The 17869-nt window shown below is 67.3% G+C and carries 12 protein-coding genes; 1 reads left to right on the top strand and 11 read right to left on the bottom strand.

Features of this window, described 5'->3' with window-relative positions; translation table 11 throughout:
- Nucleotides 1-37 precede the first annotated feature (37 nt).
- The 11 genes from FB481_RS05440 to tagH all read right to left on the bottom strand — a co-directional run bounded on the left by FB481_RS05440 (nt 38) and on the right by tagH (nt 16441).
- A complete protein-coding gene (locus FB481_RS05440; protein WP_147175353.1) occupies nt 38-1738 on the bottom strand; it encodes an SUMF1/EgtB/PvdO family nonheme iron enzyme in 1701 nt (566 codons plus the stop codon).
- Nucleotides 1731-2927, bottom strand: coding sequence for an FtsX-like permease family protein (locus tag FB481_RS05435; RefSeq protein ID WP_147175351.1), 1197 nt, complete (start codon nt 2925-2927; stop codon nt 1731-1733). Before FB481_RS05435 ends, FB481_RS05440 begins: the two co-directional genes overlap by 8 nt.
- Nucleotides 2927-3643 carry an ABC transporter ATP-binding protein gene (locus FB481_RS05430; protein ID WP_147175350.1) on the bottom strand — a complete coding sequence of 239 codons (717 nt, stop codon included), beginning with the start codon at nt 3641-3643 and terminating at the stop codon, nt 2927-2929. Before FB481_RS05430 ends, FB481_RS05435 begins: the two co-directional genes overlap by 1 nt.
- Complete coding sequence (locus FB481_RS05425) at nt 3643-6687, bottom strand: serine/threonine-protein kinase (protein WP_147175348.1); 3045 nt, start codon at nt 6685-6687, stop codon at nt 3643-3645. The genes FB481_RS05430 and FB481_RS05425 overlap by 1 nt, the downstream gene beginning before the upstream one ends.
- A 94-nt stretch (nt 6688-6781) precedes the next feature.
- Entirely contained in the window at nt 6782-7510 is a 729-nt protein-coding gene (locus tag FB481_RS05420) for a PP2C family serine/threonine-protein phosphatase (protein WP_147175346.1), read from the bottom strand.
- On the bottom strand, nt 7507-8166 hold the full coding sequence (tagF, locus tag FB481_RS05415; RefSeq protein ID WP_147175344.1) for a type VI secretion system-associated protein TagF: 660 nt from the start codon (nt 8164-8166) through the stop codon (nt 7507-7509). The genes FB481_RS05420 and tagF overlap by 4 nt, the downstream gene beginning before the upstream one ends.
- Nucleotides 8163-11681 (bottom strand): type VI secretion system membrane subunit TssM, encoded by a 3519-nt coding sequence (tssM, locus tag FB481_RS05410; protein ID WP_178109839.1) that lies wholly within the window; start codon nt 11679-11681, stop codon nt 8163-8165. Before tssM ends, tagF begins: the two co-directional genes overlap by 4 nt.
- On the bottom strand, nt 11678-13024 hold the full coding sequence (locus FB481_RS05405; RefSeq protein ID WP_147175343.1) for a DotU family type VI secretion system protein: 1347 nt from the start codon (nt 13022-13024) through the stop codon (nt 11678-11680). The genes tssM and FB481_RS05405 overlap by 4 nt, the downstream gene beginning before the upstream one ends.
- 6 nt (nt 13025-13030) lie before the next feature.
- Nucleotides 13031-14365 (bottom strand): type VI secretion system baseplate subunit TssK, encoded by a 1335-nt coding sequence (gene tssK / locus FB481_RS05400; RefSeq protein WP_147175341.1) that lies wholly within the window; start codon nt 14363-14365, stop codon nt 13031-13033.
- Nucleotides 14366-14379: 14 nt separating this feature from the next.
- Nucleotides 14380-14847, bottom strand: a complete 468-nt coding sequence (tssJ, locus tag FB481_RS05395; RefSeq protein ID WP_093500617.1) for a type VI secretion system lipoprotein TssJ — start codon at nt 14845-14847, stop codon at nt 14380-14382.
- Between the two features lie 55 nt (nt 14848-14902).
- Nucleotides 14903-16441, bottom strand: coding sequence for a type VI secretion system-associated FHA domain protein TagH (gene tagH, locus FB481_RS05390; protein ID WP_147175339.1), 1539 nt, complete (start codon nt 16439-16441; stop codon nt 14903-14905).
- 358 nt (nt 16442-16799) lie between these two features.
- Here tagH and tssA point away from each other — a divergent pair, with 358 nt between their 5' ends.
- Entirely contained in the window at nt 16800-17837 is a 1038-nt protein-coding gene (tssA, locus tag FB481_RS05385) for a type VI secretion system protein TssA (RefSeq protein WP_147175669.1), read from the top strand.
- The last annotated feature ends 32 nt before the right edge of the window (nt 17838-17869 follow it).

Genomic DNA, 17869 nt, shown 5'->3' with positions numbered 1-17869 from the left:
TCGCCAGTGCCTTTATCCGTAACGGCTGGCAACCCGATCAGGGTGCCAGCAATTGCTTGAGAATCACATCCGCATCCGCCTTGCGGTTCTTGCGGTATTCGCCCACGTGGCGCACGAACAAGGTGGCACGGGTGACCAGGCTCTTGCCCAGTACCGGTTTGCGCGCCAGCTCTTCCTTGGTGCGCTGGAACTGCGCCTGGATCACCGCATCGCTGTAGCGCGTGCCGTTGGCCAGGTTGTCGATGTAAATCGCCAGAGCACCGTCCAGAGCGCTCTGCCCATTGGCCATGGCCGCTTCGAACAGTTTCGCCGAGGCTTCGTCCTTGGCGCTGCGAGCCTCGTCACGGCTCTTGCGAAGATTGGTCAGGCGAATGTTGTAGTTGTTGATCGTTTCGGCCACCAGGGCTGCCGACTGAATCAGGTTGCCGGCGGCATCCTCACGCTGCTTGGCGATCAGCGAGACGCTGCGCTTGAGCTCCTCGTTGACGATCCCCAGGCGATCGCGCAGCTGCGGATCGTCGCTGTTGGCGATCAGCCCATCGAGCAGTTTGGTGGCGTCCTGGTCTTCGTCGATCTCATCGGTAAGCGTGCTGACTCGTCCTTCGTCCTTCCATTGCGCAAACAGTTCCTTGTATCGCGAACGCGGCGCAGAAAGCGCACCGATGGCCACCCGAAAACCGGTGGTCTCGTTGCGCTGCTCGGTGCCGTCGGCCGCGAACAGCGGGTACTCGCGACGCATGCCGGTGAACAGGGTCATCTCACCTTCCAGGTAATTGCCGCCCTTGACCACGAAACCGCCATAAGTGCCCTGACGGCGCCCGGCGTGCACCAGCTGAAAGGATTCCTGGACCATTTCCGCGGCGTTGCCGATGACGTCAAACAGGCCGACCGGGTTGGGCTTCTTCAGGCCGATGGGCAGCAGCCGCGCATTCTGTCCGGTGCCGCCGGCGACCTGGTTGAAGACTGCCCAGTCGCCCAGCGGGCCGTCACTCTCGCTGCCCTCCACCGGGCGCGGGAACAGCCGCGCTTCCAGCTGCTGGCGGCTTACCGCGTGACCACCGCGGGCCGCGTATTCCCATTCCACTTCGGTGGGCAGGCGCACGAAGGCCTGACCGCCGTCTTCACCCTTACCAGTGCGCCCGCTGATCGGCAGCAGGTCGCGATGGTGTTTCAGCAGCCAGGCGCTATACACCGCGGCGAAACGCTCGGCGTCGAAACGCGACAGGTTGACCTTGGGCAACCGCGCGGCCATCCCGGACGCCGCCTCGCAGGCCGGCGGCTCGCCCTCGCCAGCCAGGGACGGCGCCTGGGCCATCACCAGGTCGTACTGGCGCTGGGTTACTTCGTATTTGCCGATGAAGTACAGCATCGGTTTGAGCGGCGTCACCCCATCGGCCTTGGGCAGTTCGCCGCGCACTTTGGCCTGCCAGTCCTTGGACAGATCACTGAGGGTGAACTGGCCGTTGATGTAATCGCGCCGGTAACCGGAAATGAAGGATTGCTGATAGCCGGGCTCACCCTCGCTGAACGGGTAACCGAGGGTCACTTCGTGATCGTCCAGCGCGCCTTTGGCCAGCACGTAGACGTAACGGAACACCATTTGCCCGTCGCAAGGCAGCGGCAGGCTGACGTCACCGGCCAGCGGCTTGGGGTTGTAGAGCGGATCGGCATCGGGCTCGGCCCAGGCAGCGCCGGCCAGGCACGAGAGAACCAGGGTGGCGCTGAGCACCTTATACATGACGCAATCCTTCCGAGGCTTCCAGGTGAGCCGCCCGCCAGCCACCGGCAGCGGCGGCGAGCATGCAGCACAGCAGAGTAGCCATCGCTGCGAGCAGATAATGGGAGAGCAACAGTCGGCAAGCATATTCGCCCGGCGCCGACTGGAACAACAGGTTCAGCCCGCTGGCGGCCAAGCCGTATAGCAGCGCCGAGAGCGCCAGGGCGGCGATGCCGGTATACAGCGCCTGCAGCACCACGAACGCGACCAGCGCCACGGCCGGGAAACCCAGCAGCCGCAGCACCGCCAGCTCATGGCGTTTGCGCGCCACCGCGCCAAGGGTGCCGGCGGCCAACGCGGCGAAGGCGCCGGTCAGGGACAGGCAGGCCACCGACCAGAACACCCACGCCAGATTACGGCTCAACGCCCGCACCTGAGCGACCGCCTCAGCCTGGGTAGCTACCGCCTGGTGCGACTGCTGGAAGTACTGGCGCAGGCTTTCCACGCCATCCAGATCCCGGGCGTACAGGCGGAAACTCGGGTAGATGCGCTCGCGCTGCGCGCCCGGTTGCTCGCCCGGCCAGCCAAATGCCGGAACCGCCAGGCCGTCACGATAATCCTCGGCGGCCTCCAGCAGGCTCAGGGAGGCAAACAGCGCATCCCGGGAAAAGGTCGTCACCGGCAGCACGGCCTGCACCCGCAGGCTGACCTGGGCCACTTGCGGCTGACTGGCCACGCTTCGTCCGAAATTCGCCGGCAGGTCATCACCTGCTGCCACGCCGAGCTTTTCCGCTGCGCTCTGGCTGAGCAGCACGGCATGTTCATCTGCAGGCGCCGGCCGGCCATCGAGCAGCGGATCGCCGTTCGCAGTTGGCAGCATTTCCACGGTGAGTATCTGCGCCGGGCCCTGCAGGTCGGCGGTCGCGGCGATCTGCCGGGTACGCGGAATCACGAAGCCGACATCCGGGCGCAAAGCCAGTGCCTCGATGCTCTGCAAATTGAAGCGGGCGCCGCCCAGAGGGATGATTTCGCGCACCGCCGGGTCGCGTTCCAGGCGCTCGGTCAAGGTGGTGACCAGGCCGAACTTGAGGCCGAACAGCACCAGCAGCGGCGCAATGACCGCGACCAGAGCGAGGATCGCGCACCAGGATAGCCGCGCGTCGCAACGATAGTCCTGCCAGGCCAGACGGGCGAACAGCGCCAGGCGCATCAGCCGCACTCCGCCAGCCGCGCGACCACCAGCCCGTCACCCTGGGGCTCGACCTGCAGTTGCATCGGCGTCAGGTCGTAGCGTGCGGCCAGCGCCTGATCGTGAGTGGAAATCACCAGGCATAGATCTCGGGCAGCGGCCTGCTCGACCAGCAACTGCATGACCCGCTCGGCGTTCAGTGGATCGAGCGATGCAGTCGGCTCGTCAGCGAGCACGATGGCCGGTTGATGGGCCAGCGCCCGGGCGATGCTCACTCGCTGGCGCTGGCCGACCGACAGGCGCCCCGGCTGGCGGTCGAGCAGATCGGCGATGCCCAATTGCTCGGCCAGTTGCTCGACGGCATTGCCCAGCGGCAGACCGAGCAGCTCGCGAGGCAGCTGGATGTTGCCGCGCACGCTGAGAAAGCCGAGCAACCCGCCGGTCTGCAGCACATAGCCAAAGGCTCGGGCGCGCAGTGCGGCCAGTTGGTCATGCCGGCCCTGGCGCCACAGCTCGGCGAGGTCGAGCGACTGCGCGCCGTCGTCCCAGCACTGGACGCCGCCCGGGTCGGGCGATAGCACCAGGGCCAGCAGGTCGAGCAACGTGCTCTTGCCACTGCCGCTGGTGCCGATCAAGGCGATGCGTCGTCCGGCGCGCAGCTGCAGCACCGGGATTTCCAGGCGATAGCGCTGCCCGTCGACACCGCGGGTCTTGCTGATCGCCTCGAGGCTGAGCATCAGGGCAACGTCGACAAGGGCACGCGGTACAGCGCGTCGCCAGGCGCGGCATCGCCGAAGCGAACCCAGTTGGCGGTGTCATTGTGGAAGGTTTCGTAGAGGCGGATCTTGGAATCCAGCTCGTCGATGAAATCTTCCTGCTCGGCGACGCTGAGCGACAGCCACAGGTCCTGGCTCATGTTCAGCACCTTGCTGCGGTATGGCAGGCCGTCCAGGTATTCGCCGAGCACGCCGCTCTGCGCCAGGTTGCCGCCCTTGACCAGCGCCGAGGGGTCGCGGCTCATGTGCGCACTGGCGCTGGCGATTTCCTGGAAGAAATCCTTCGGCGAGCTCTGCGTACGCCGCGCCGCGTCAACCACCATGCGCAGCGACTGTTGCAGGTCGTTGAGCTGCAATTTGGTGAGCAGCACGCAGACTTGGAAGGCCGGCAGCGCCGGGTCGGTAATGTCGCGATCGCTGGTCCAGGCGGTGACCACCTGGGGCGCGCGGGCCTGGCTCTGGTGGCCGAGGAAATCCATATGCATGGCGTAACCGACCGCCGCCGACTTGTCAGCGATGCTCGAACCACCTTTGGGTTCGGGCAGGCTGCTGTCGGTGCGCACCTTGTGCACCAGGTCGGCGAAGGCGTTGCCGATCTGCGACACGCTCTGCCCGAAAGCGTTGACGTCGCCGCCAGCTACCGGCACGTAAAGGTCGCCGATGCGCGGGTTGGGGTCGGCGGTCAGGCTGCGGTATTGCTGCTCGGCGAAGCCATGGTTGCGCTTGCCGGCCGGGGTTTTCAGGTGCAGGGCGTAGATCTTGATCTGCTTGCGCAGGGCGGCCTCGCGCACTTCGGCCTCGTTCATCTGGGTCAGGCCCAGCGGGTCGCTCTTGCGCAGCGCGCCGGCATCGCTGACCAGCAGGATCAGACGGCCGCCGTAGCCATTCCAGTCCATGCCGTCGACCGCCTGCATGACGCCGGCGAAGGCGTCTTCGTTGAAGTCGTGGCTGGACACGTCGGTGGCCTTGATCTGCTGCGCCAGTTGCAGGAAGCGCTCGGGATCGCGGCCCTGCTCCAGGCTGACCAGGGTCTTGGCGGTGTACTCCAGGCCCGGGGTCTTGCTGGTGTTGCTGCGGAAGCCGACCATGCCGAAGCTGACGCTGTCCAGGTCGCCGCGCTTGGCGATCTGCCCCTGCAGCTCGTGCACCACGTCGCGCACGCGGTCGATGTAGGGCTGCATCGACACCGAAGTGTCGACCACCAGCACGATGGCCGTCCTGAAGCCTTCCGGCATCGCCGCTGGCGTGCTGTCGGCCCCGCCTTGCGGGGCGCTGCCCGGGTCGATGGAGGCGACGTTGAGCAGTTGCAGCGGCTGGCCGTTGGCGTCGAAGGTTTCCTCGGAGTCGAAGATCGGCAGCAGGTAGAACTGATCCTGGGGCACGGCGCTGCCGCCTGGCTCGACCGCCACCACGTTGTGGCCGGTACCCTTGAGCGCCTCGCGCAGCGCTTTGCGAGCCCGCGCCGGCTCGGCCAGCAGTTGCTCCAGGGCCGAGGCATCGCGCACGAACATCACCGGCGAACGGCCGGAGCGTTCGGTGAACTTGAGCACCAGGCTCTGCTTCCAGTCGCTGACCGCATTGGCCGGCAGCCAACCGTCACGGCGGCCATCGGTGGACGCGCCGATCTGCAGCCATGGCTGGCCGTCGATGTCCTGGCGGGCGTAGACGTAGAACACCGAGAACGCCGGCATGTCCTTGCCACCGCTGCTGCCAGCCGCATCGGCCAGCTTGGCGCCCGGCTTGGTCAGCACGCGCTGGAACAGGGTTTTCTTGCCGGGCATCAGCAGCGGGCGATCACCGCCGTCACTGTTGGCCGCCGCCGAGATCGGCCCGGCCTCGCCGCTGGGCTGGGCCAGTGCCTGGGACTGGGACTGGGCCTGCGACTGGCTCTGTGCCGGCTGGCCGGCCACCGGCGGCGGCGCAGGCCCCGCTGCATCCGAGCCGAACAGCCAGTAGCCGCAACCGGCCAGCACCAGCACGCCCGCCAGGGAGGCGCCGAGAATCAGCGGCTTCCTGCTGGCGCCGGCATTGCCCTGGCGTACAGAAGCGGCCAGCGGCGACGGCTGCGGGCGCGGCGCTGCCATGGGCTCGGCGGCGGGTGCATGGGTGGGGATGTCCACGGTCACCGGCGCCAAGGGCGGCGGGCTGATGTCGCTGGTTTTTTCGGCCCCTGGCAGCACCAGCGGCTGGAACAGCGTGGCATCGTCGGTCGGCGAATCGAGGCGATCCAGGGCAGCGATCAGCTCGGCGGCGTCGGCGAAACGTGCACTGGGATCCTTGGCCAGCAGGCGCTCGAGGATCGGCTGGTAGCGGCCATGCACCATGGGCAGCGCCGGCAGCGGCTCGGTCAGGTGCGCCAGGGCTGTGGACAATGAATCGCTGCCGGTATAGGGCAGCTTGCCGGTGAGAATTTCATAGAGCACCACGCCTAGGGCGTAGAGGTCGGCACGGCCATCGATGTCCAGGCCGCGGGCCTGCTCGGGGCTCATGTAGCTGGGCGTGCCGACGGCGAAGCCGGCCTGGGTGAACTGGGTGCGATCGTCCAGCGCCTTGGCGATACCGAAGTCGCTGAGCACCGCGGTGCCGTCGGCGCGAAACAGGATGTTGGCCGGCTTCACGTCACGGTGCACCATGCCCTGAGCGTGGGCATACCCCAAGGCCGAGGCGATCTGGCGAATCCACACCAGCCCCTGGTCGATGCTCAGCCCCGCGGCGATGCGCTCCTTGAGCGTGCCGTTGGGCAGGTATTCCATGGCCATGTAATAGAGGCTGCCGACATTGCCGATGTCGTGGATGGTCACGGTATTGGGGTGCGACAGCCGCGCCAGGGTCCTGCCCTCGCGCAGGAAGCGCTCGCAGAAGGTCGGGTCGGCGGCCAGCGAGGCGGCCATCACCTTGAGCGCTACCTTGCGGTCGAGGGAGCGCTGGGTCGCCAGGTAGACCACGGCCATCGCGCCATCGCCCAGCTCGCGTTCGATGTCGTAACCCGGTATTTGCATGTCCATGCTGTCTGGTCTTCCGAGGCCACCCCGGGAGCCCCGGGTGCGGCGGATGTCTGGATGGTGAGTTGAGCAAGCGCCGTGACGGCCTAGCAGGCTGCTACGCGGCCTTGATCACCACGGCGGTAATATTATCCGGCGCGCCCCGGGTCAAGCCAAGGTGCACCAGGCTGCGCACCATCTGGTAGGGGTCTTCGTGGCCCAGCACCTCACGCAGTTCATGATCCTCGACCGTCTTGTTCAGGCCGTCGCTGCACAGCAGGAAGGTGTCGCCGGGGCGCACCTCCAGCGCCGCGGTTTCCAGCTCCAGCTCGTCCTGCACGCCGAGGGCGCGGGTGACGATGTTGCCCATGGGGTGGCTGCGCGCGGCTTCGTCGTCAAGCAGGCCGCTGTCGACCAGTTCCTGCACGTAGCTGTGGTCGCGGCTGATCGGCTGCAGGTCGCCATTGCGCAGCCGGTACAGGCGGCTGTCGCCGGCCCACAGGCAGAGCGCCTCGGCGCCCCGGGCGGCGAGCACCACCACGGTACTGCCCATGGTCGCGCCCCCCCGTTTCTCGGCTTCGACGCGAACCTGCCCGTTGACGTGATCCAGGGTATCGATGATCGCCCCGCGGTAGGTGTCGAGCACCGCACTGGGCGGCAGGGCGCGCAGGCTGTCGATGATCAGGCTGCTGACGAAGTCGCCGCTGGCATGCCCGCCCATGCCGTCGGCGACGGCCCACAGGCCGTTGTCCGGGGCATCCAGGCAGGCGTCCTCGTTGATCTTGCGCACCATGCCGACATGGCTATGGCTGGCCGAGTGGTAGCGCGTCACGCTCGACGGGCTCATGGCTGACCTCCTGCAGACTCGCTGAGCAGGCGGCAGAACGCCTGGGCCGGCGGCAACCCGGTGAAGCGCACCAGCCCCGGCGCCACGCGCTCAGAGCCATGGCCCCACCATAGGCTGGCGCCGTTCCAGGCCTGCTGCATCAGGGCCAGGCCGCGATCCTGGGGGGTGTCCACCGGCCAGATCGTCGCGCCGCTGGCATCCCGGCGCTGTTCGCTGCTGGTTGCCGGCAGCGGGCTGCCGAGGGCTTCGACGCTGCGCTCGAACGCCTCGGCATCGGCGCCCTCGTCGAGGGTCGACAGCAACAGGCCTTCGGCGCGCTCGAACCAGTCGTCACGGCTGCTGACCAGTTGGCCGATATCGGCATCGACCGGCAGCGGCAGGGCGATGGTCAGCGGAAAATAGCGACCGACCCGATCGACGCTGGGCATCATCACCCCACATACCGCGTCCGGGCCGAGCAAGCCGGGCGCCACGGCGAAGCGCCACAGCGGGCTGACCAGATAGGCGTCCAGCCAGGCTTCGCCGAGGGTCTGCCGGCTGGCTGCCAGGCCCGCCGCCAGCCAGGCATCCCAGGCCTCGATGAACGCCGGGCTCAGGCCGCGATGAATGAAATCTCCCCGTACGGCCAACTTGCCGTAGAAACCTGGTGTACTCACAGACGCTCCGGCAGGCTGAAACCGCTGACCACCTGGCGGCGGAATGGATTGAACGCGCTGCTGGCGCGCAGCTCGCTGGAAATACTGGCGTTGTCCACCCGCATGCGCAGGGTGAAGCGATCCGGCGAATTGCCCTGGGCCAGATCCGACTGGTCGAGCAGGCGGAACCACGCCCACGGCCCTTCCAGAGTGATGCCCGAGCGACCGGTGACCGATGCCGGCGAGATGTTCAGGCGTACCACGCCAGTGCCGTTGGCGCTCGGCCACTGCATGGCCACCGGGCGTGCCGGGCCATGGTCGTAGCTGAACTGCTGGCCGTCGAGGTCGAGCTGGAACTGCTCGATGGCGGAATCCATGGCCACCGGGCGCAGTTCGAAACGCACCATCGGCTGGGTACCCCCGGAGCGGAAGAACGCCTCACGAATGCTCGCTGCGCGCTGGAAGGTCTGCAGTACACCACTGCCGATGCCGAGCTTCTGCGCGGCGCCGGGCTGCCAGCGCCAGGTGCTGGCGGAGGTATCGACATAGGGTTGCAGGTAGCGACGGAAATAGCTGTCGAGCACCCCGCCCTGGCCGAAGAAGTGACCGAAGTCGTCCAGGGTCGCGTCACGGCTGCTGCTGCGATCCAGCGGATAACGCCCAGCCAGGGACTGGCGGTAGACGCTGACCACCTCGCTCATCCAGGCAGCGTTCAGCTGGTTGCGGATACCCCCCATCATAGTGCCCGTGGTGGAACCCACGACCGACTTCAGGAAGCCCTGCACCACCGGCGGCTGACGCTCGGCGCTCAGGCGTACCTGGTCGGCGGCCGCGGTGGTCTGGTTGCGCGACTCGCCCAGCAGCGCATCGCCACTGGCACCGCTCATGGCGCTGACCTGCACGTACAGCGCGTTGAGGTCCTGCAGCAGCGCATCGATGGCCGGCGGCTGGCCGTCAGCGTCCTCGACCAGGCCGTTGAGCTCGGCGAAGTGCGCGGTGATCGGATCCATCTCGGTGGCCAGCACCTGGGCCGCGCCCTCTTCCGACTGCCCGACCAGCGAACCGAGCTGCTGCTTGAGACGGTCGACGGTATCGCCACCACGCTCCTTGAGCTTCTCGGCGACCAGGCGCTCCTCCTTCTGCAGGTCGGTTTCCTTGGCCACTGCCTGCAGCAGCTTCTTGAGCGGCGAAGTCGGGCCGGACAGCACGCGCAGCACGTCGGCGGCCTGGGCGACGCTGGTCACCGGCACGAAGTCGAGGTCGGCGAGCAGCGCATCCCACTGGCGCATGTAGTCCTGCACATAGAGGCGGCGCACTTCCAGGGCCAGGGCGGCGGCGTTCTGACCATCGTCCAGGCTGCGGCCGAGCACCCACTGCTCCTCGGCCAGCGTACCGGCCTGGCTGGCGCTGCCGACCAGGAAGGCTTCACGGTAACCGCGCTGGGTGTAGAAGCCGCTGAGCGGCTCGTTCAGCGGCTTGCCGCTCTTGCGGGTGAAGACCAGCGCGGCGTCACGCCCGGCCGCTTCGCTGATGCGAAAGTCGGGGATGCCATCGGGCAGCTTCTGGCGCTTGACCCGGTCGTAGGCGCGCTGGGCGACGGACAGGCGCTGTAATTGGCGGCGCACGTCCTCGATCAGGTGCTCGTCGAGGCGCACCACCGGCGGCTGGCGGTCATACAGCGCCGCCAGGTGCGCGTTGAGCGCTTCACGCTGCTCGGGCAGCAGGTCGCGCGGCAGGCTGCGGTCCCAGTCCAGGGCGATCCAGGCCTTGATGAAGTCGGCGTCGTAGCGTTCGGCTTCACCGAGCATCAGGTAGGCCTTGAGCCCTTCGTAGAGGAAGTCCGAATTGCCGCCGGTGCGCAGTTGCTCTTCCAGGCGCGCCAGCACCCGCGGCGCCATGACCGCGATGAGCAGCTTGCGGTAGACACTGGAGGCCTCGCTGTCGAGCATGTCGCCCTGGTACAGGCCGAAGCCCTCGGCCCAACTCGGCGCATCGCCACTGACGTTGCGGATGGCATTGAGCAGCGGCTGCACCGCCAGCACCTCGCGCTGCGCCGGGCTGAGCGCCTGCAGCTCGCCCCGCAGCGGCTGCACGCGGGCATCCACGGCGGCGATGTAGGCCTGGTTGGCGCGGAAGCTGGCGAACCAGACGGCGGCGGTACCGAGCACCAGCACCACGGTCGCGGCGATCACCCCGCGGGCCAGCCAGCGCTTCTGCCGCTCGACCTTGGGGTTGGCGCCGACCAGGCCACGCTCGCCGAACACCACGTCACGCAGCAGGCGTTCGATGAAATAGCTGCGCCCGGTGCCAGTCTGGCGCGCCAGGTGCTGACGATCCAGGCTCATGCTCTGGGCCATGGCGCCGATCAGCCGGTCGATGGGGCTGCCTTCCTGGGTGCCGCTGGTCAGGTACACCCCGCGCAGCAGCACTCGCTCCTCGTACGGGTTGGGTTTGAACACACCATCGAGGAAACCGGCCAGCGCTTCGCGCAGCGCCGCGAACTGCTGCGGGAAGCCGTAGATCAGGTCGCGCCGCGCCGGATCGCGCTCCTGCTGCAAGCGCTCGACCAGCCGCTCGTTGAGGCGCGCCTCCAGCGCGTCGAACTCGCTGCGCAACACCTGCAGCGGGCCTTCGGCACTCTTGCCGTCGTCCAGGGTAAAGGTCATGCCCCAGACCTGGGCGCGCTCTTCCTTGCTCAGGCCCTCGAAGAACTCCATGAAGCCGGGCACCAGGTCCAGCTTGGTGAGCATCACATAGACCGGGAAACGTACGCCGAGCTGGGTATACAGCTCTTGGACCCGGGAACGGATGGCCACCGCGTGGGCCGCGCGCTCGCTTTCGCTGCCGAGCAGCAGGTCGGACAGGCTGATGGCCACGAAGGCGCCATCGATAGGGCGGCGCGAACGCTGCTTCTTCAGCAGGTCGAGAAAGCCCAGCCAGGCGGCTTTGTCGACCGCGGCGTGGCTGTCCTGGGTGGTATAGCGCCCGGCGGTGTCGAGCAAGACGGCCTCGTCGGCGAACCACCAATCGCAATTGCGGGTTCCGCCCACGCCGCGCACGGCACCGGCGCCCATCTGCTCGGCAAGCGGGAAACGCAACCCGGAGTTGGCCAGGGCGGTGGTCTTGCCGGAACCGGGCGGGCCGATGATCACGTACCACGGCAGTTCGTAGAGATTGCGCCGCTCGCCCCCGCCCAGCTTGGCGCGTTTGAGCAGGCCCAGGGCCTCGTCCATGCGCTCGCGCAGGGTGGCCAGCTCCTCGGCGGTGGCCACGCTGGTGGGGTCCGGCGCCACTTCGACGAGCCCCTGCATGACCTTGGCGGCATTGCGCCGTGCCTGGATAATGCGCATCACCCGCCAGGCTGCCCAAGCGGCGAACAGCAGGATGATCAGCGTCCAGCGCGCGGTGCTGCTCGCCAGTGGCTCGAAACCGCCGATGGCGATCAACGGGCCGATGAACCAGATCACCAGTGCCAGCGCGACCAGGCCCAGCACCGGCATGACCCAACGGGCCATGAAACCGAAAAACGCCTTCACTCGACGCCCTCCGCAAAAACTGTGATTTCCACCCGGCGGTTGCGCGCGCGGCCCTCTGCCGTGTCGTTGGAGGCCACCGCCTCGGTATCGCTGCGCCCTTCGGCGCGGAAGCGCGCGGGCTGGCCGGTCTTGGCCACCAGCACGTCCATCACCTGCTGGGCGCGGTCCTGCGATAGCTTCCAGTTGGACGGGTAACGCAGCGTGGCGATGGGCCGGTTGTCGCTGTGGCCGGTGACCAGCACCTGGCCGTTGACCTTGCGGATCGCCTCGGCGATGCGCAGCAGCAGCGGCTGGAAGTCATCGGCGATGGTCGCACTGCCGGAGGCGAACAGCTGGTCGCCGCGGATGGTCACTACCGAGCGGTCGACGGCATCTTCCACCGCCACCTTCTGGGCGCGAATCTCCTCGGCCAGGAAACCGGCCAGGCGTGGTCGCTCGACGATGCGCGGTTGTTGCGCTGGGCGGTCGATGGTCTGCACCGGCACGTCGCCCAGGGCATGCAGGTTGCGGAACACCGGCTCGGCCTCGGCGGCCAGTTTCATGCGCAGGCCGAACAGCAGCACCAGCAGGATTGCCAGGCCGATGGCCACGGCCACCCAGGGCGGCAGGAACTGGCGCAGACGATCACGGGCGACCACCAGGCCGCGCCAGTGCGGCGACAGCTCGCGCTCGATCTCGCCACGGGTGCTGCGGATGGTCGCCGCCACTCGCTCGCGCAAGGCGTCGAGCTGGCTGCGGCCGTCCTGCATGACCCGATAGCGACCTTCCATGCCAAGGCTGATGCACAGGTACAGGAGCTCCAGCAGGTTGAGGCGTTGGCGGGGGTTCTGCAGGCAGTGGTCGAGCAGCTGGAACACCTTCTCGCCGCCCCACGCCTCGTTGTGCAGGGTGATCAACAGGCTCTGCTTGCTCCACTCGCTGCTGCTGCCCCAGGGCGTGCTCATCACCGCTTCGTCCAACGCGGTGCACAGCACGTAGCGCGCCAGCATCACTTCGTCCTGGGCCACGCCGGCGGCGCGGGCCTTGTCCTCGAACTGGCGCAGGTAGCCGAGCAGCTGGGCGCGCAGGCTGGCCGGCGCGGGATGGGAAATGGTGCTGCGCAGGCGCGTCAGCAGCGCCAGCATGGGGCCGGCCGCCGCTTCGATAGGGTTCAGGCCCAGGCCACGGGCGGCCAGCGGCGGCGCGCTGGGCATCTGTGGCGGTGGCGAACCGGCGGGAGCCGGGCGCGCCGGCTCAGCCGCGCGGCCACCAGGGCGTGGCATGATCATGGTGCGGTCGTTAGCCGGGTCGCTGCCCTTGCCGGGCTGGCCGGGCAAGGCGCCAAATGGATCGTCGATGGTCATCGCGCGTCAGCCTCGGATGGCCCAGAAGGCCAGATTCAGGCCCGGGAACTGGCCTGCGATATGGAAAGCGAAACCGCCGGAGTGGATCAGCTGTTTCCAGTGATCGCTGCCCCGGTCCAGTTCGAAGTAGTTGGAACCCGCGTGGTACGGCAGTTGGCGCGGCGCCACCGGCAGCGGCAGCAGGCCGATACCCGGCAGCTGCAGGTTGACCAGATCGCGGATGTGCTCCACCGAGCCAATCTTCGCCTGCTGCGGGAAATGCCCGCGCAGGCTTTCGCCCGGCACATCGGCGCGCACCACGAGGATGAAGCTGGCCGAATCGAGCAGCGATTTGTCGGCGAGCATCGCCACGTGCACGCCGTAGGATTTCTCGATGATCGGAATCGGGATCGCGCGGCTGTCGATGACCATCGACAGTGCCTGACGCAGCGCCAGCATCACCGGAGCGAAGGTGGTGGTCAGGTCGTCGTGTTCGTATACCGGGTACTCACCCGGCCGGCGCTCGGCGGCGGTGAAGGTCGAGAACTCACCGGCCAGCGCCACCAGTTCGCGGTACAGCACTTCCGGGTGCAGCGGGGCGATGCGCGCCAGGTGGGCAACCAGCGGCTGGGCGCGGTTGACCAGTTGCAGCAGCAGGAAATCGGCAATTTCCGAGGCACCGCCTGCACCGGAGGCGACCACCCGCCCGGCCAGGGCTTCACCGCGCTGGTGCAGCAGGCCGAGCAGTTCGTTGCGAAAGCCGGACAGCGGCCGCGAGGCGCTGACGTCGAGCAGCGGCGGGATGTAGCTGTCGTCGAGCAGCAGGCTGCGATCCTCGCGCTTCTCCACCACGCGCACCACGCCGACGGCGGCATGCTCGTCGAGGCCGTCACGCTCGGTGATCAGGCGAAGCGCCAGGGAACCAATGGCCACCGGCGCGCGGCTTTCCAGCGAGGAATTGTCGTCACGCACTTCGTGCACGCTGCTCAGGTAGCGCGCCGAGCCAAGCGGCTCGCCAGCCTCCACGGTGTCGCGCAGGCCGGCACGGCGCAGCGGCAGGGCCAGGTAGACAATGCCGTCGCGCAGGTTCTCATCGATGTTCAAGGGCGCTGGCGCAGCGTCGTTCTCGGGAATGTTGAACGGCGTGCCGTCCGGCAGCAGGCCGCGCGCCGAGAGGATCGCCAGCTTGCCCTGGGCAAGCAGGGCGCTGTCGATCAGCAATTGGGAAAAGCCCCAGGCGCCGGGCTGCACGGCATGATTGCGGCTTTCGACCAAGGTTTCGATGTAGCGATCCTGCTGCTGGAAGTGCTGCGGCCGCAGGAACATCCCCTCCGACCAAACCACACGATTGTTCCAGGACATGAACGGGTCTCCAGTCACTCAAGAGGGGTCAGCGGCGCGGCGCTGATGGCATAGGCGTCCAGCTGCAGGCGCAGGGCGCTTGCCTGATGGGCAGGAATTTCGATGACCTGGCGCCAGATCGAACGGTCGAGGGCGCGGTAGGCCACCACCACGCCGAGGTGGCGGGTGGCATCGTCGAGGGTCAGTGACTTGCGCTGGGTTTCGCCAGGGCGCACCACGAAACGCTCGGTCTCGATCAGCTCGCTCGCCAGGGTGGCGTCGGCACGGTCGACCAGCGAGAAGAAGTCGGCACGGGAAAAGGTCGAGGCATTGCGCAGCTGGTAGATCTGCACCCAGACCGGCGAGGCCGCGCTGTCGAGCGCCGGGTTGAGGTCGCGGCTGGCCTGTAGCTGCAGCTCGACGGTGGTGGGCGCTGGCTCCTTCGGCCCCGACGCGCAGGCGCCGAGCAGCAGAAAGACCAGCAGTGTCAGAATCCTTGGCATAACGCTTCCTCGATGGTTACCGCTGGCCCGCCACGACGCGGCAGGCCACAGGGCCTCAACGGCCTCGCAATCTCGCAATATGTTCTTCGTAGGCACGGCTGAATTCACGGCCGAACAGCTCCTGGAAACCGTCCTCGGCCTCCTGGGAGATGGTCGCGTACAGCTCGGTGAACAACTCCCAGTAATGCGCCCGCCGGCCATTGGGCAGCAGTGCCGAGAGCCCGCTCGGCTTGTTCAGACGCCCTTCCAGCTCACGCGGTTCAAAGCGCGCGAGCAAATATTTGATGGCTGCCTGCACGCCCGCCATCAGCGCCAGCTGGTGGGCGCGCAGGTCGTCGAAGCTCTCGCCCACCGCCTGGTCCGGCGCCATGAACGCCTGGTTGTCGTGGCGCAGCAACATGAGCAGCGCTTCGTCGACGTTGGGCGCAAATTTCAGCGGGTTGTTCTGCACCGGCTGGATCATGGTCTGCGCCATGCGGAACTCGCCCTTGAGGCTGGCACGGGCGCGCAGCACATCGATCAGCCCCTCGACCATCAGCCGATAGCTGCGGCCGATGGCCTCCATCTGCGCCGCGGCCGCCGCGCGGTCCAGACGCAGGTGCTGCAGGCCGGCGCCGCGCAGAAAGGCTTCCATCAGCTCGCCATCGTCAACGGCAGTCGGCGGTGCAGGTGCAGGTGCAGGTGCAGGCTGGGATGTCGCCACCAGCTCGGCAACCAGCGGCGGTTGAACCGGCTCAACCGGCGGTTGCCCCAAGGTGAACGCCGGGATTTCCACGGCCGGCATCGGCGCCAGGTCGGCAAACGGATCCGGGATCGGCGGCGCCTCGGCTTGCGGCGGTTCGGCGAAAGGGTCCGGAATCTGCAACGCGTCCACCCTGGGCGGCGCGGCAAAGGGATCGGCAATCGGCTGGGGCTTCGCCGCGGCCTGCAAGTCGGCGAACGGGTCCCAGTCTGCCGGGATCACCGAGGACGGCGCTGCTTCAGGCACCACGGCAGGCGCCGGCTGCGTCGGGCGCGGCGGTCGGAAGTCATGCTGCTGGGCCGGCACGTGATCGGACACCGACGGCGCCACGGCCGGCGGCGGGCTGAGAAAATCGAACAGATCCGGCTTGGTATCGAATGGCGAATCGCGGCGCGGCGCCGGGGCGGTCGGCGCAGGATTGACCGGTGGCATTTCCAGTGGCTGGGCAGTGCGGCCGAGCAGCGCCTCAAAGCTGTTGAACGGATCGTCAGCCATGCCGGATGCCGGTGGCGCAGCAGGCGCGACGCTGATCCCACTGATCTGCACGCGGATCTCGTACTCGCCGATCTTCAGCACTTCGCCGTCTTCCAGCGGCTCGCTGCTGCCGCGGCGCAGGCGCGTGCCAGCGTTCTGCAGAATCACGCCGTTGGTGCTGGTATCGGTGATGTAGTAGGTACCGTCGCGGTACTGGATCACGCAGTGCTGGCTGGAGACCAGGCGTTCGGGATCGGGCAGCACCCAGTCGTTGCCGGCGCTGCGCCCGATCTTCAGCTCACCGCGATCGAGCTCGACCTCCGCCCGTTGCCCGGGGGTCAGCTTGTGGTACGTGGTGATGAACAAGCGCAACGGCATTGCGACTCCTTGCAGTGCGGCCGGAAAAACAGAAACGCCATTGACGAGGACAATCGTCAATAGCCAAAGCGCTCTATTTTTTTCCCTTAATCAAGACGGTTCAATGGTCGGACGGGAATAAATTCGAGGCGGTTGTGAGTCACCGCACAGAAGACCGAAATACTGTGCATCACTACAGTTTCTACCGCCTTGCCCTCGCTTGACAATGCTCAAAGGCCGCTCAGAGAATGGCGCCGATCTGCACCGAACCCCGCCTGAATAGTGGCATTTCGCCGCTTTTCGTCATGAGCACGGGCCGCCAGGCTGTTAGGCGGCGAGCGCTCATTCGACCCCTGGGCCTGACATGGAGAGCACCTACGTGGTGGATGTGTCGCACCTGCTCAACCCGGTATCCGACGAGACGCCGCACGGCGAAGACCTCGAATACGACGCCGAATTTCTCGAGCTCGAGCGTCTCGCCCTGGGCCAGCCCGAGCGCCAAATGGGCCAGTCGGTCATCGCTGCCGAGCCGCCGGACTGGCGCCAGGTGCGCGAGCGCGCCAGCGACCTGTTCGTCCGTAGCAAGGACCTGCGCCTGGCCAGCCTGTACCTGCAGAGCGCCATCGCCCTCGAGGGCCTGAATGGCCTGGCCCAGGGCCTGACCCTGGTGCGAGAGCTGCTGACCCAGTATTGGGAAGGCGTCTACCCGCAGCTCGACACCGACGATGACAACGACCCGACCATTCGCATCAACGCGCTCAATGCGCTGAGCGCCGAGCCGGTGATCGTGCTGTTGCGCGAAGCCAGCATCACCCGCTCGCGGGCCTTCGGTGCGGTAAGCATCCGCGCAGCCCTGAATGCCGCCGACCTGCAGCGCTTCGCCAGCGAAACCCTGTCGTCCGAACAACTGCGTGGCGCCTTTCTGGATACCGACGCCGAGCTGCTCAACAGCACCCGCGTAGCCCTTGACGAGGCCGCCGCGGCCCTGGCCGATATCGAAGGTCTGCTCAGCGATCGCGTCGGCTCGGCGCAAAGTGCCAACCTCGAATCCCTCAAGCAGGTGCTGCGCCACACCCGGCAGATCTTCAACGACCAGGCACCGGTGGCCGGCGATGACTCGTCCTACAGCGAAGAGATGCCCACCGACAGCGACGCCGCTGATGACGCGAGCAGTGCGCCACCAGCAGCGCGCCAGGCGCCTGCCGCACCCGGTCGCATCGCCAGCCGCGACGATGTGCTGCGCACCCTCGACCGCCTGCTCGAATATTACGCCCAGCACGAACCTTCCAGCCCGGTCCCGGTCTTACTGACGCGCGCGCAGAAGCTGGTCACCGCGGATTTTGCGGAAATCGTGCGCAATCTGATTCCCGACGGTATGTCGCAGTTCGAAAACCTGCGCGGCCCCGAATACGACTAACGTGCGGCGGATCTTCAGGGAAGCCCCACGCA

This window comes from Pseudomonas sp. AG1028 (assembly GCF_007993955.1).
GTDB lineage: Bacteria > Pseudomonadota > Gammaproteobacteria > Pseudomonadales > Pseudomonadaceae > Aquipseudomonas > Aquipseudomonas straminea.
This window is presented reverse-complemented; position numbering and strand designations above follow the sequence as displayed.

Coding starts and splice junctions, on each gene's coding strand:
- FB481_RS05440 (WP_147175353.1), bottom strand. CDS start 1,738: ATGTATAAGGTGCTCAGCGCCACCCTGGTTCTCTCGTGCCTGGCCGGC.
- FB481_RS05435 (WP_147175351.1), bottom strand. CDS start 2,927: ATGCGCCTGGCGCTGTTCGCCCGTCTGGCCTGGCAGGACTATCGTTGC.
- FB481_RS05430 (WP_147175350.1), bottom strand. CDS start 3,643: ATGCTCAGCCTCGAGGCGATCAGCAAGACCCGCGGTGTCGACGGGCAG.
- FB481_RS05425 (WP_147175348.1), bottom strand. CDS start 6,687: ATGGACATGCAAATACCGGGTTACGACATCGAACGCGAGCTGGGCGAT.
- FB481_RS05420 (WP_147175346.1), bottom strand. CDS start 7,510: ATGAGCCCGTCGAGCGTGACGCGCTACCACTCGGCCAGCCATAGCCAT.
- FB481_RS05405 (WP_147175343.1), bottom strand. CDS start 13,024: ATGACCATCGACGATCCATTTGGCGCCTTGCCCGGCCAGCCCGGCAAG.
- tssK (WP_147175341.1), bottom strand. CDS start 14,365: ATGTCCTGGAACAATCGTGTGGTTTGGTCGGAGGGGATGTTCCTGCGG.
- tssJ (WP_093500617.1), bottom strand. CDS start 14,847: ATGCCAAGGATTCTGACACTGCTGGTCTTTCTGCTGCTCGGCGCCTGC.
- tagH (WP_147175339.1), bottom strand. CDS start 16,441: ATGCCGTTGCGCTTGTTCATCACCACGTACCACAAGCTGACCCCCGGG.